10 protein-coding genes and 1 pseudogene are annotated in these 12,715 nt (G+C 67.5%); all 11 read right to left on the bottom strand.

Annotated features, from left to right (window positions below; genetic code table 11):
* Positions 1–196: 196 nt before the first annotated feature.
* Positions 197–1,570, bottom strand: coding sequence for a UDP-N-acetylmuramate--L-alanine ligase (gene murC / locus VN419_RS02980; RefSeq protein WP_325644312.1), 1,374 nt, complete (start codon positions 1,568–1,570; stop codon positions 197–199).
* An 83-nt stretch (positions 1,571–1,653) separates the two neighbouring features.
* Complete coding sequence (murG, locus tag VN419_RS02985) at positions 1,654–2,754, bottom strand: undecaprenyldiphospho-muramoylpentapeptide beta-N-acetylglucosaminyltransferase (RefSeq protein ID WP_325644292.1); 1,101 nt, start codon at positions 2,752–2,754, stop codon at positions 1,654–1,656.
* Entirely contained in the window at positions 2,751–3,860 is a 1,110-nt protein-coding gene (ftsW, locus tag VN419_RS02990; RefSeq protein WP_325644294.1) for a putative lipid II flippase FtsW, read from the bottom strand. The genes murG and ftsW overlap by 4 nt, the downstream gene beginning before the upstream one ends.
* Positions 3,857–5,194 (bottom strand): UDP-N-acetylmuramoyl-L-alanine--D-glutamate ligase, encoded by a 1,338-nt coding sequence (murD, locus tag VN419_RS02995; protein ID WP_325644296.1) that lies wholly within the window; start codon positions 5,192–5,194, stop codon positions 3,857–3,859. The genes ftsW and murD overlap by 4 nt, the downstream gene beginning before the upstream one ends.
* Positions 5,195–5,203: 9 nt before the next feature.
* Positions 5,204–6,280, bottom strand: coding sequence for a phospho-N-acetylmuramoyl-pentapeptide-transferase (mraY, locus tag VN419_RS03000; RefSeq protein WP_325644298.1), 1,077 nt, complete (start codon positions 6,278–6,280; stop codon positions 5,204–5,206).
* Positions 6,277–7,692, bottom strand: a complete 1,416-nt coding sequence (locus VN419_RS03005) for a UDP-N-acetylmuramoyl-tripeptide--D-alanyl-D-alanine ligase (protein WP_325644300.1) — start codon at positions 7,690–7,692, stop codon at positions 6,277–6,279. The genes mraY and VN419_RS03005 overlap by 4 nt, the downstream gene beginning before the upstream one ends.
* On the bottom strand, positions 7,689–9,101 hold the full coding sequence (locus VN419_RS03010) for a UDP-N-acetylmuramoyl-L-alanyl-D-glutamate--2,6-diaminopimelate ligase (RefSeq protein ID WP_414652910.1): 1,413 nt from the start codon (positions 9,099–9,101) through the stop codon (positions 7,689–7,691). Before VN419_RS03010 ends, VN419_RS03005 begins: the two co-directional genes overlap by 4 nt.
* Before the next feature lie 47 nt (positions 9,102–9,148).
* Positions 9,149–11,149 carry a penicillin-binding transpeptidase domain-containing protein gene (locus tag VN419_RS03015; RefSeq protein WP_325644304.1) on the bottom strand — a complete coding sequence of 667 codons (2,001 nt, stop codon included), beginning with the start codon at positions 11,147–11,149 and terminating at the stop codon, positions 9,149–9,151.
* Positions 11,150–11,168: 19 nt separating this feature from the next.
* Positions 11,169–11,477 carry a hypothetical protein gene (locus VN419_RS03020; RefSeq protein WP_325644306.1) on the bottom strand — a complete coding sequence of 103 codons (309 nt, stop codon included), beginning with the start codon at positions 11,475–11,477 and terminating at the stop codon, positions 11,169–11,171.
* A complete protein-coding gene (gene rsmH, locus VN419_RS03025; RefSeq protein ID WP_325644308.1) occupies positions 11,474–12,448 on the bottom strand; it encodes a 16S rRNA (cytosine(1402)-N(4))-methyltransferase RsmH in 975 nt (324 codons plus the stop codon). The genes VN419_RS03020 and rsmH overlap by 4 nt, the downstream gene beginning before the upstream one ends.
* A 14-nt stretch (positions 12,449–12,462) precedes the next feature.
* A pseudogene (locus VN419_RS03030) lies at positions 12,463–12,715 on the bottom strand (division/cell wall cluster transcriptional repressor MraZ); the annotation flags it as partial.

A 12,715-nucleotide genomic window follows, 5' to 3' on the forward strand; every position in this document is an offset into this window, starting at 1 on the left:
GGTTGCTGCCCGCGCCCAGGGCCAGGGGGCGTCCGCCCAGGCGGGGAAGCTCCTTGCCCAGCTGATCCAGGCCGGCCTCGGAGAACACCACGGCCTCGGCCAGGGCGGTGCCGCCCAGGCGAAGGGTGGTGCGCTCGCTCATGCGCGGGCTGTGGATCAGGGCCAGGGTCATGCTCGTTATTTCCTTTTCCGTCTTCTACTTGTCGTCAGGCGTGTTCAGCCACTCTTCGCCGATCTTCCAGATGCTGCCCGCGCCGAGGGTCAGGAACAGGTCGCCGGGCTTCAGAATCTCTTTCAGCTGGCGCTCTATGCCCGCGAAGTCCGGGAAGAAGCGCACCTTGGTCTTGCTCACCTGCTTGATGCCCTGGGCCAGGCTCATGCCGTTGACGCCGGGGATGGGGGCCTCGCTGGCCGGGTAGATCTCGGTCAACAGCAGCAGGTCCGTCTGGGTGAAGGCGGTGCAGAACTCGCCGAAGAGCGCCTGCGTGCGGGTGAAGCGGTGCGGCTGGAAGGCCACGACCAGGCGGCGGTCCGGGAAGCAGGCCTTGGCGGTGTCCAGGGTGGCCTTGATCTCCGCAGGATGATGGCCGTAGTCGTCCACCACCAGCACGCCGCCGCGCTCGCCCTTCTTCTCGAAGCGCCGGCCCACGCCGCCGAAGTTGGCCAGCCCCTGCAGGATGGCTTCCTTGGGCAGCCCGGCCTCCAGGGCCACGCCGATGGCGCCGAGGGAGTTCAGCACGTTGTGCATGCCGGGGTGGGCCAGGGTCACCTGGGCCCAGGGCTCGCCGTCCAGCGTCACGTTGAAGATGCTGCGCAAGCTCGTGGCCACGATCTCGCCGCGCAGGCGGTTCTTCGGGCCCAGGCCGTAGGTCAGGCAGGGGCGCTTGATGGCCGGAAGCAGCCGCGCCACGCCGGGGTCGTCGCCGCAGACCACGTTCACCCCGTAGAAGGGGATGGAGTTCATGAAGGTGGTGAAGGAGCGGTCGATGGCGGCCATGTCCGCGTAGAAATCCATGTGGTCGCGGTCCACGTTGGTGACGACGGTCATGATGGGCGAGAGGCACAGGAAGCTGCCGTCGCTCTCGTCGGCCTCCGCGATGAGGAACTCGCCCTCGCCCAGGCGCGCGTTGCTGCCGTAGGTGTTCAGGCGTCCGCCGATGATCACCGTGGGGTCCAGGCCCGCCTCGGTGAAGATCGTCGCCAAAAGCGAGGTGGTGGTGGTCTTGCCGTGGGTGCCCGCAACGGCGATGCCCGTGCGCATGCGCATGAGCTCGGCCAGCATCTCCGCGCGGGGGATGATGGGGATGCTCAGTTCGCGCGCGCGCACCAGCTCCGGGTTGCTGTCCTGGATGGCCGTGGACTTGACCACCACGTCGGCCTTGCCCAGGTTCTCGGCCCCGTGTCCGATGAACACCTGCGCGCCCAGCTTCTTCAAGCGGTGCACGGCGGCCCCGGCGGCCATGTCCGAGCCGGTGACGGTGAAGCCCATGTTCAGCAGCACCTCGGCGATGCCGCTCATGCCCGCGCCGCCGATGCCCACCATGTGCACGGTGGACACGCGGCTGTACATGGCCGGGCTGGCGCTGCGTCCGGGTACGGCGATGCGTTTCGTTTCAGTCTGTTCCATGTGGTTCTCCTGCCTGCGCGTGGGCCCTAGGCCGCCGCGCAAAGCTCCTCCAGGCCGTCCGCGATGAGGCTCGCGGCTTCCGGTCTGGCGAAGGTTCTGGCCGCGCGGCTCATGGAGGCCAGGCGGGCCGTGTCGCCGATGAGTCCCGGCACGAGGTCGGCCAGGGACTGGGCGGAAAGATCTTTCTGCGCCACGAGCAGGGCCGCGCCCAGGTGGGCCAGGTGCTCGGCGTTCACGCGCTGGTGGTCGTGGGCGGCATGGGGGAAGGGCACCAGCACGCTGGGGGTGCCCGTGGCCGCCAGTTCGAATATGGTCGAAGCGCCCGCCCGGCACAGGGCCAGATCCGCCCAGGCGTAGGCCTGCGCCATGCCCTCGATGAAGCCGTGGGCGCAGTCCGGGTCGGCTCCGGCCTTTGCGTAGGCCTCGCGGATGCGCGCCTCGTCCGCCGGGCCGGTCTGGTGCAGGATGTTCACCCGCGCGGCCAGCAGTTCCGGCAGGGCGGCGACAACGGCGTCGTTGATGGCCTTTGCCCCCTGGCTGCCGCCAAGGATGAGCAGATTCCTGCGCCCGGCGCCGTCCTCGGCCGAAACGCCGCGCTTCAGGGCCGCGATTTCCGCGCGCACCGGGTTGCCCGTGCGCGTCACCTTCACCGGCGGGAAGCTGCGCGCGCGGTCGTCAAAGGACACAAACACGCGGTCCACCACCTTGCCCAAAATTCGATTGGTCACGCCCGGCACGGAGTTCTGCTCGTGCACCGCCGCGGGGATGCGCAGAAGGCTTGCGGCCAGCACCGGGCAGAAGCCCGCGTACCCGCCAAAGCCGATGACCGCCTGGGGCTTGAAGGCCCGGAGGGCGCTTGCGGCCTTGACCACGCCGCGCGCCACCCAGAAAATCGAGAGCAGGCCCTTGACGCCCTTGCCCAGCACGCCGCTGGCGGGCAGCGCCTGGAAGGCGAGGCCGGCCTTCTCGGCCAGCGCGCCCTCCGGGCCGCTGCCGCCCAGGAAGAGCACAGAGGCCTGCGGGTTGCGGCGCTGCACCTCGGCCGCGACGGAAAGGGCCGGGAAGATGTGCCCGCCCGTGCCGCCGGTGGTCACCACCAGGCGCGAGATGTGCTTGCGTGCGCTCATGAGCGGTTCCTCGACAGGTTCAAAAGCACGCCCACGCAGATGAAGGAGGCGATGAGCGAGCTGCCGCCGTAGCTGATGAAGGGCATGGGCACGCCCTTGGGCGGCACGGTGCCCAGCACCACGGCCAGATTGAGGCAGAAGCCCAGGGCCAGGATCACGCACATGCCGAAGGCGGTGAAGCGGTCCAGCAGGTCCTCCTGCAAAAAGGCCACGCGGAAGCCGCGGATGAGCAGGAAGGCCACCAGCAGGAAGATGAGCGAGATGCCGAAGAAGCCCAGCTCTTCGCCCACCACGGCCATGATGAAGTCGTTGTGCGCCTCGGGCAGGAAGAAAAGCTTTTGCTTGCCCGCGCCGAGCCCGGCGCCGAAGAACTTGCCCGAGCCGAAGGCGTACAAGGACTGCACCAGCTGGTAGCCCTCGTCCTTGGCCACGGCGAAGGGATCGAGGAAGGCCGTCCAGCGCTTCAGCCGGTAAGGCTCGCGGGCGATGAGCATCCAGCCCGCCCACGCGCCGATGACGGCCGAGAGCACCAGATAGATGACCCGCGTGCCGCCCACCAGGCACATGCAGAACAGAATGAAGCACAGGAAAGCCGTGCCGCCGAAGTCCGGCTGCATCATCAGCAGGAGGCACATGACGCCCGTGACCAAAAACGGGGGCACAACGCCCACTGCGAAGGTCTTGGTCTGCACCAGCTCCTGCTTTTTGGCGAAGAAGAAGGCCAGGTAGAACACCAGCACGATCTTGGCGAATTCCAGCGGCTGCAGCGAGAACGGGCCCAGGTGGATCCAGCGCTTGCCGCCGCCCACCGTGGCGCCGATGAGTTTGGTCAGGACGAGCAGGATGATGACCACGGCCACCCAGACATAGGTCAGGTCGTAGAAGAAGCGGCGGTTCACCCGCGCGCAGAAGATCATCACCGCGGTGCCCACCACGGCGAACATGGCCTGCTTCTTAAAGAACAGGTACTTGTCGTGGTAGAAGCGCTCGGCCATGATGCCGGAGCTGGAGAAGACCATGATGAGCCCCACCCCGGCGAGCAACAGCGCGCTGAAGAGCAGCCAGTAGTCCATGGGGAAGTATTGCGAGTTGCGGCGCTGGTTCATTTCGCGCCTCCCGCTTCCGCCGCGATGGCCTGGGCCACGCGGGCGAAGTCGCGGCCGCGCGCGGTGTAGCCGCTGTAGGCGTCGAAGCTGGCCGTGGCCGGGGAGAGCAGGATCACGTCGCCGGGCTTGGCCAGGGCGAACTGGCGACGCACGGCGGCTTCCAGGCTCTGGTCCCAGCTCACGGGGAAGTGCGGGGCCAGCACGGGCTCGAAAACCTCGCGGCTGGCGCCGAAGAGCCCGATGGATTCCACCCGGCCCGTAAGCACCGGCAGCAAGGAGGCGACATCGCCACCCTTGAACACCCCGCCCAAAAGCAGGCGCACAGGGCGCTCGAAGCTTTTCACGGCCGCGCACACGGAATCAAGGGTGGTGGCCTTGGAGTCGTTGACGAAGAGCACGCCGCCCGCCTCGCCCACGGGCTCGATGCGGTGGGGCAGGGCCTTGAACGCGGCGATGGCCGCGCGGGCCTGGGCCTCGGTGACGCCGAAGGGCCGCACCATGCGCCAGGCCGCGGCGATGTTCTCGCGGTTGTGCGCGCCCGGCAGGCCCGGGCAGTCGAACTGCGCCTCGGAGGTGAAGGCGTCGATGCGCGCCTTGGTGAAATTGCGGGCGGTCAGCTCCTCGCGCATGGACTCCGGAATCACGGCCACGCAGGCATGGTCCTGGCGGGCGAAGAGCTGGAGCTTGGCCGAGAGGTACTCCTCCATGTCCAGGTGGTAGTCCAGGTGGTTGGCGGAGAAATTGAGCAGCGCGGCCACGCGGGGCTTGAAGCTGCGGCAGTTCTGCAGCTGGAAGCTCGAGATCTCGATGACCAGCACGTCGGCTTGGCTGTCGCCCATAAGGTAGTCGCACAGCGGGGTGCCGATGTTGCCGCCCACGAAGGTGGAAAGCCCGGCATGCTCCAGGATGTGCCCCACAAGGGTGGTGGTCGTGGTCTTGCCGTTGGTGCCGGTGATGGCGATGACCGGCTCGGTGAGGAACCAGGAGGCGAACTCCATCTCGGCCACCACGCGTGCCGGGTCCACGTCCTTCAGCACAGGGGCCAGCTTCTTCACGGGCACGCCGGGGGAGAGCACGATGAGGTGCGCATCGTTAAACTGCGCCGGGGTGTGGGCTCCGGTCGAGAGGGTGAGGCCCACGGAAGCCGGGTCGGCGTGGACCTTTAGGAGCACGTCCTGGGGCAGGTCGGCCTTGGCGTCCACCAGGCGCACGCGCGCGCCAAGGGAGAGCAGGAAGCGGCAGGCGGCCAGGCCGGACACGCCCGCACCCACCACAACAGCCTGTCGATTCTCAAAAATCTTTAGACTTTGGAAAACTGCTACTCTCCTGTCCATGCCGTCCACCTAGCGCAGCTTCAGCGTGCTCAGGGCCATCAGGGCCATGAGGATGGAGAGAATCCAGAAGCGGATGATGATCTTGGATTCCGGGATGCCTTTGAGCTCGAAGTGATGGTGCAGCGGGGCCATGCGGAACATGCGCTTGCCGCCGGTCATCTTGAAGTAGCCCACCTGCAGGATCACCGAGAGGGTTTCGAACACGAACACGCCGCCCACCAAAGCCAGGATGAGCTCCTGCTTGGCCAGAACGGCGATGAAACCGAGGATGCCGCCAAGGGACAGCGAGCCCACGTCGCCCATGAACACCTGGGCCGGGTAGGCGTTGAACCAGAGGAAGCCCAGGCCCGCGCCCACCAGCGCGCCGCAGACCACCGTCACCTCGCCCACGCCGGGAACGGGGGTGATGTTCAGGTACTGGGCGATGACCGCGTTGCCCGCGGCGTAGATGAACAGGGCGAAGCAGCCCGCGCTGACCACCACCGGGCCGATGGCCAGTCCGTCCAGGCCGTCGGTGAGGTTCACGGCGTTTGAGGCCGCGACCAGCACCAGCACGGCAAACGGCAGGTAGAAGAGGCCCAGGTCCGGGTGCACGTTCTTGAAGAAGGGCACCGAGAGCACGGTGGAGTAAGCGGGCTGGAAAATCAAAAGGGCGATGGCCGCGCCTGCGACCAAGAGCTGCCCGGCCAGCTTGGCCCGGGGGGAGATGCCCTTGTTCTGCTTCTTGACCACCTTGGTGTAGTCGTCCCAGAAACCCACCGCGCCGAAGCCCACGAAGACCAGCAGGCAGAGCCACACGTACACGTTGGTCAAATCGGCCCAGAGGATGACGCTGGGCACCAGCGCAGCGCCGATGAGCAGGCCGCCCATGGTCGGGGTGCCTTCCTTGGCCTGGTGACAGGTGACTTCCTCCAGGATGTGCTGGCGGCAGCGCAGGGCGTTCAGCCATTCGATGAGCTTGGGGCCCAGCAGCACGGAAATGACCAGCGCGGTCAAGAGCGCGTACACGCTGCGGAACGTGATGTACCGGAAGACGTTGAACAGCGTGAACTTGGCCGCCAGGGGCACGAGCAGATGATAGATCATGCGCGCCTCCCGTCAGCCGCGTTCGCGGCGGAAAGATTCTCAAGCAGGGCCTTGGAGTAGGCCTCCATGCGGCAGGAACGCGAGCCCTTGACCAGCACAACGCCCGGCGCGGATGCGCCTGCGGCCAGCTTCTTCAAGCCCGCCAGCACCTGCACGGCCTCGGTGACCGGGGTCACGGCCACGCCTTCGGCCCCCTTGGCGACCTCGGCGGCGAACTCGCCCTGGAAGAACACGGCCACGGGCCGGGCGGCCTTGATGACCGCGCCCAGGTCCTGATGGGCCTTGGCTGCGCCGGCGCCCAGTTCTTTCATGTCGCCCAGCACCAGCACCAGCGTGCCCTCGCCCGCCATCAGGCGCGCGGCCTCAATGCTGCGGCGCATGGACAGCGGGTTGGCGTTGTACGTGTCGTCCACCACGCACCAACCGCCCGCCTCAGCGCAGCAGAAGCGCTGGTCCGGCAGGGTGGCGGCGGTAAGGCCGCTGGCGATCTGCTCGGTGCTCAGGCCCAGCAGGTGGCAGGCTCCGGCCACGGCGGCGGCGTTCTCGGCGAAGTGCGCGCCGCAGGCGGGCAGCTCGGCCCAGAAGGCCTGGCCGTCCACGATGATCTCGAAAAGTCCGCGTCCGCCGGGCAGGGCTTCCTCGAAGCGGGCGTAGTATTTGGCGAAGGAATCCGTGGCGGAGAAGCCCTCGACGCCGGGCAGGGCGGCTTGCGCCTCGGCCCAGAGCTCGGGATAGTCCATGCTGCACAGGCCGTCGCCGCCGGGCAGCACGTGCGAGAGCAGCGCGGCCTTGGCGCGGGCAACGCCCGCCAGGTCGCCCAGGCCTTCCAGGTGCGCGGGGCCGATGTTCAGCACCAGGCCCAGGTCCGGGGCGATGATGGCGCCGAGCTCGGCCATGTCGTGCGGCTTGCTGATGCCGACTTCCATGACCCAGGTCTTCTCCTCGCCCGTCGCGGCCAGGATGGACAGGGGCAGCCCGATCTGATTGTTGAAATTCTTGTGGTTCTTGGCCACGGGGAACACGGACGCCAGGGTCTGGGCCAGCAGTTCCTTCACCGTGGTCTTGCCCGCGGTGCCGGTGACGGCAACCACCGTGCCGCCGTTGGAGGAGAAACGGTCGCGCCAGAAGCGCGCCAACCAGCCCAGGGCCTTTTCCGTGTCCTCCACCACGATGACCGGGCACTTGAGGCCGGGCAGCTCGCGGCTGGCCACGATGGCGATGGCTCCGGCCTCGGCCACGTCGGCCGCGAAGTCGTGGGCGTCGAAGCGTTCGCCCTTGAGGCAGAAGAAGAGGTCGCCGGGGGCGACGGCGCGGCTGTCCGTGCGCACGGCGGCAATGGTCCGGTCCGCGTCGGAGCCGGAGTTCACGCTGCCGTTCAGGCACAGGATGGCGTCGCGCAGGGTCAGGTTCATCCCTTCACCTTGCCCTTCACTTCGTCGATGGCGCTCTTGGCGGCCACCACGTCGGAGAACGGGTGCTTCACGTCGCCCACCTGCTGGTAGGCCTCGTGCCCCTTGCCCGCGATGAGCAGCGCGTCGCCCGGCTGCATGAGGCTGACCGCCTTGACCATGGCCTGGTAGCGGTCCGCGTCCTCGATGACTTTTTTGGCCGCGGCCAGGCCGGGGCGCACGTCGGCCATGATCTCCAGCGGATCCTCGTGGCGCGGGTTGTCCGAGGTCAGCACGCAGATGTCGGAAAGCTCGGCCACGGCGCGGCCCATGAGCGGGCGCTTGGTGCGGTCGCGGTTGCCGCCGCAGCCGAATACTGTGACCAGACGCTTGAAGCCGGCGTCGCGCAGGGCGCGCTGCACGTTCAAAAGGGCGTCCGGGGTGTGGGCATAGTCCACGAAAACATCAAGGCCGTGGTCGTTCTGCACGCGCTCCAGCCTGCCCGGCACGCCGGTGAAGGGCGCCAGGGGCTGCATGTCGGCCGGGCCCATGCCCAGGCCCAGGGCCACGGCCTGCGCGGCCAGCAGATTCGAGGCGTTGTGCGCGCCCACCAGGCCGGAGTCGAGGCTCCAGCACTTGCCTTCCCACTCCATGCGCAGCAGCATGCCCTTGGAGGAGCATTCCACCAGGGTGCCGCGCAGCATGCTGTTGTCCGCCTGGGCGTCCCTCAGGGTGAAGCCAAGGGCGTCCGGGAATTCCTTCAGCAGGCGCAGGCCGTAGGGGTCGTCGGCGTTGGCGGCCTTGTGCTTATCCTCGCGCGGGTATGAGCCGAAGAGCAGGCGCTTGGCCTGATAGTAGCCCTCGAAGTCGCCGTGGTAGTCCAGGTGGTCCTGGGTAAGGTTGGTCAGCACGGCGGCGTCGAACTCAAGCCCCGCCACGCGCTTCTGGTGCAGGGCGTGGGAGCTTGTCTCCATGATGACGGTGTCCACGCCGTCGGCGCTCATCTGGGCGAACAGCTCGTGCAGGCGCCAGCAGCCGGGGGTGGTCAGGCTGGCGTCGATGCTGGTGCCGGGCCAGCGGTAGGCCACGGTGCCCAGCACGCCGACCTTGCGGCCGCATGCGGAGAGCAGGCCTTCCAAAAGATAGGTGATGGTGGTCTTGCCGTTGGTGCCGGTGACGGCCACCACCTGCATGGCCTGCTCGCGCGTGCGGAAGTGCGCCTCGGCCAGCATGCCGAGCGCGTCGGCCACGTCGTCCACGCGCACCAGGGCGGCCTGCATGTCGCCGGGCAGGGCGGTGTTCTGGTCCACCACGATCCAGCCCGCGCCGCGTGCAAGGGCGTCGGCCAGGAAGGCGGCGGACTTGTCGGCTGCGCTGGGCATGAGGGCGAAGACCTCGCCCGGCAAGACCTGACGGGAGTCGGTGCGGACCATGAGGCCCCTGCCGACCAGCGCCAGCAGTTCGTTCAAGCGCGGTCCGATCACTGCTTCTTCTCCTTCTCGCCATGGCCCAGCCAGAGCACGAAACCCTCGCCGCGCGCGGCGTCGCCGTCGGGCCAGGGTTCGCCCGGTGCGGGCTTCTGATTGGTGATCTCCATGCCGCCGCCCTTGAGCGAAGGCACGATGCCCCGTTTGCCGAGCACCTCAAGCGCCCTGCGCACGGAAAGTCCCACAAGGTTCGGCACGCTCGCGCCGCCGCCTTCCGCCGTGGGGGCGTGGGTGGCGCGGGCGGTCATGCTGTGCTCGGTGGCGTTGGCGTCGGGCGCGCCTTTGCCCTCGGGCAGGCGGCCATAGTACGACAAGGTCTTGATGGCCATGTCGCGCACGGCCGGGGCGGCCACGATGCCGCCGTAGGTCACGGGCGTGGGCTCGTCCACGCTGACCATGAACAGAAATTCAGGCTTGTCCGCAGGCACCAGACCCACGAAGCTGGCCACGATGCCGTCGCCGTAACCCTTGCCCGCCGCGCCGCCGACCTTCTGCGCCGTGCCGGTCTTGCCCGCCATGGCGATGCCGGGGATGCGCGCCACCTTGCCGGTGCCGTCCTCCTCCACAACTTCGCGCATCATGGACAGCACGGTCTCGGCGGTCTTGGTGCTGAACACGCGCTCCGGGTCGGGCAGGCCTTCCAGGGGCGGATCGGCCACCAGGCGCAGGGGCTTCATCACGCCCTTGTTGGCCAGACACAGGTAGGCCTTGGCCATCTGCAAACCCGTGACGCCGATGCCCTGGCCGAAGGAGATGGACGCCAGATCGAACTCGGTCCATTCCTTGGGCTGGCGCAGCATGCCGGGGGATTCGCTGGGCAGGCCCAGGCCCGGGCGCTCGCCGAAGCCCAGCTTGCGCAGGGCCGTGTAATAGGGTTGCGCGCCAAGGGCCAGGCCGATCTTGGCCGAGCCGATGTTGCTTGAGTAGCGCAGCACCCGGTTGGCCGAAAGCCAGCGGTAGGGGTGCGTGTCGCGGATGGTCTTGCCACGCAGCGTCCACTTGCCGTTTTCGCAGTCGAAGACCTTGTTCGGGTCGATGACCTTCTGCTCCAGCGCGGCGGCGAAGACGAAGGGCTTCATGGTGGAGCCGGGCTCGAAGATGTCGAGCGCCGCGCGGTTTCTGCGCGCCGCGGCCTTGGAGTCCTGGGGGCTGTTGGAATTGAAGTAGGGGTAGTGGGCCAGGGCCAGAATCTCTCCCGTCTCCACGCGCACCACCACGGCCATGCCGGAGCGGCCGTTGTACTTGTTCACCGCGTCGGCCAGGGCCTGCTCGGCCGCGTCCTGCACCACGGTGTCGATGGTCAGGCGCACGTCCTGGCCGCGGATGTTCATTTCCTTGCCCTGGGCGTCGAGGTACAGCCTGCGGCCCGAGGCGTCGCGCTGGACCACGAACTTGGCGCGGCCGCCGGCCATGCGCTCGTCGAAGAGCCCCTCGATGCCCTCAAGGCCCTTGCCGTCAACGTCCACAAAGCCCAGCACCTGCCCCGCCAGATGGCGGTTGGGGTACATGCGGCGGAACTCGCTCGTCAGGTGGATGCCGGGCAGGTTGGCCTTCAGAAGCTCCTGTGCCTCGCGGTCCTCTATCTGCCGTTTGACCCAGACAAAGCCCTTGCTCGAAGCCAGCTCCTTTTCCAGATTCTTCTTGGGCGCGCCAAGGATCTGGGCCAGGGTCTGGGCCGTCTGGGCCGGGTTCTGGATCTCAACGGGCGAGGCGTACACGCTCTTGCTCTCCACGCTGGTGGCCAACAGGGCGTTGTTGCTGGCGTAGATGCGCCCGCGCTCGCCCAGTTCGAATTCCGTGGCCAAGTTCTGCTTGCCGGCGGCGTCCGAGAGCTTGGGCCCCAGGTACACCTGCACATAGGCGGCGCGTCCCCACAAGACCACCCAGATGAGGGCGAAGACAAGCGCCACGAAGACAAGCTTCAGCTTGCCCAGGTCCGTCTTGCTTCTGGCCTCTTTGGGCCTCTTGCGCTCGATGCGACTTTTGACCGCCATCTTCCATAATTCCTTGCCGCTACTTGGTCTGACTGCCGTCAGGGGCCTTGTCCTGCCCCGTCATGAGACGCATCTGCCCCGGGCCCACGGGCACCAGCCCGTACATGGAGGCCAGCCGCTTCAGACGGTAGGGCGAGATGAGGTTGTTGCGCTCCAGTTCCAGCTTGGAGACCAGGGCCGTGCGGTTGGCCAGCTCCTTCTCCAGCTTGTTCAGGTCGTAGGCCAGGTCCATGCGCTCTATGTTCAGCCACACGCTGGAAAGGCCCAGAACGAGCGCCCCGGCGATGCTGAAGAAGAACGCGGCCACCCAGCCTTTGAACCTGCTCATGACTTGGCCTCCGGGGCGGGCAGCCTCTCGGCCACGCGCAGCTTGGCGCTGCGGCTCCTGGGGTTGCGGTCGATCTCGAGCTGCGTGGGCAGCTGGGGTTTTTTCGTCAGCACCTTGAGCACGGGCACGCGGTCGCAGGTGCAGAAGGCCTGCTCCAGCGGGCAGCGGCAGCCCTTGGCCCAATAGCGGAAGCTCTCCTTCACTTCGCGGTCCTCCGCGGAGTGGAAGGAGATGATGGCCACGCGGGCTCCGGGCTTCAGGTGGTGCACAATGCGTTCGAGAAATGTCTTCAATTCTTCCACTTCATGATTCACGGCCATGCGCAGGGCCATGAAGGTGCGCGTGGCCGGGTGATTGCGCGCCTCGCGGCGGCGGTCGGGGGGGTACGCCCTGGCGACGATTTCTGCAAGTCTTGACGTGGTGGTGATCTCTTCCTGCTCGCGCGCGCGGATGATGGCCCGGGCGATCTTGCCGCCCAGGGGCTCGTCGCCCAGGTCGCGGATGATGCGGCGCAGTTCCTCGTAATGTTCGCGGTTTACCAGCACCTTGGCCGAGTCCATGCCGCTGGTGGCGTCCATGCGCATGTCCAGCGGGCCGTCGGCCGCGAAGCTGAAGCCGCGCTCGGCTTCGTCCAGCTGGAGCGAGGACACGCCGAGGTCGAGCACCGCGCCGTCCAGGCCGTCCCAGCCCAGTTCCGCAAGGGCGTCCTCGAACTCGCTGAAGGGAGAATAAAAGGTGTTGGCCCGGCCGGGGAACTCTTCCAGGCGCTTGCGCGCCAGGGCCAGGGCCTGCTCGTCGCGGTCCAGGCACAGAAGCTCGGCCTTGCCTTCGCTTGCGCGGAGCAAACCCAGGCTGTGCCCGGCCAGCCCCAGGGTGCCGTCAAGGTAGCGGCCGCCCGGCCGAGGAGAGAGGTACCCCACGATCTCGTCCAGCATGACTGGAATGTGGGGGACCTTGTCGTTTGCAGACATTTTTCGCTCTCCCGCTAGAACGGCAGCTTTATGTTGGCCTGGGCCATTTCGCTTGAGACATCCTCGGGCGTCTGCTCAAGCAGGGCCTCGAAGCGGTCCTTATCCCAAATTTCCATGCACTTGCCGCCGCCCACCAGCACCACGTCGCGCTCAAGCCTTCCGCTTTTGCGCAGGTGCGTGGGCAGCTGGATGCGGCCCTGCTTGTCGAGCACCACCTCCACATAGCCCGCAAAGGCCACGCGGCGGATGTTCTGCAGGGTGGGGGAG

It is taken from the genome of Humidesulfovibrio sp., from assembly GCF_035560995.1.
Lineage (GTDB): Bacteria > Desulfobacterota > Desulfovibrionia > Desulfovibrionales > Desulfovibrionaceae > Humidesulfovibrio.

What these genes read in the sequence shown, in the direction of transcription:
- VN419_RS03005 (WP_325644300.1), bottom strand. Translation starts at nt 7,692, where the DNA reads ATGAACCTGACCCTGCGCGACGCCATCCTGTGCCTGAACGGCAGCGTG.
- VN419_RS03020 (WP_325644306.1), bottom strand. Translation starts at nt 11,477, where the DNA reads ATGAGCAGGTTCAAAGGCTGGGTGGCCGCGTTCTTCTTCAGCATCGCC.
- murD (WP_325644296.1), bottom strand. Translation starts at nt 5,194, where the DNA reads ATGGACAGGAGAGTAGCAGTTTTCCAAAGTCTAAAGATTTTTGAGAAT.
- rsmH (WP_325644308.1), bottom strand. Translation starts at nt 12,448, where the DNA reads ATGTCTGCAAACGACAAGGTCCCCCACATTCCAGTCATGCTGGACGAG.
- VN419_RS03010 (WP_414652910.1), bottom strand. Translation starts at nt 9,101, where the DNA reads ATGGTCCGCACCGACTCCCGTCAGGTCTTGCCGGGCGAGGTCTTCGCC.
- VN419_RS03015 (WP_325644304.1), bottom strand. Translation starts at nt 11,149, where the DNA reads ATGGCGGTCAAAAGTCGCATCGAGCGCAAGAGGCCCAAAGAGGCCAGA.
- ftsW (WP_325644294.1), bottom strand. Translation starts at nt 3,860, where the DNA reads ATGAACCAGCGCCGCAACTCGCAATACTTCCCCATGGACTACTGGCTG.
- mraY (WP_325644298.1), bottom strand. Translation starts at nt 6,280, where the DNA reads ATGATCTATCATCTGCTCGTGCCCCTGGCGGCCAAGTTCACGCTGTTC.
- murG (WP_325644292.1), bottom strand. Translation starts at nt 2,754, where the DNA reads ATGAGCGCACGCAAGCACATCTCGCGCCTGGTGGTGACCACCGGCGGC.
- murC (WP_325644312.1), bottom strand. Translation starts at nt 1,570, where the DNA reads ATGTACAGCCGCGTGTCCACCGTGCACATGGTGGGCATCGGCGGCGCG.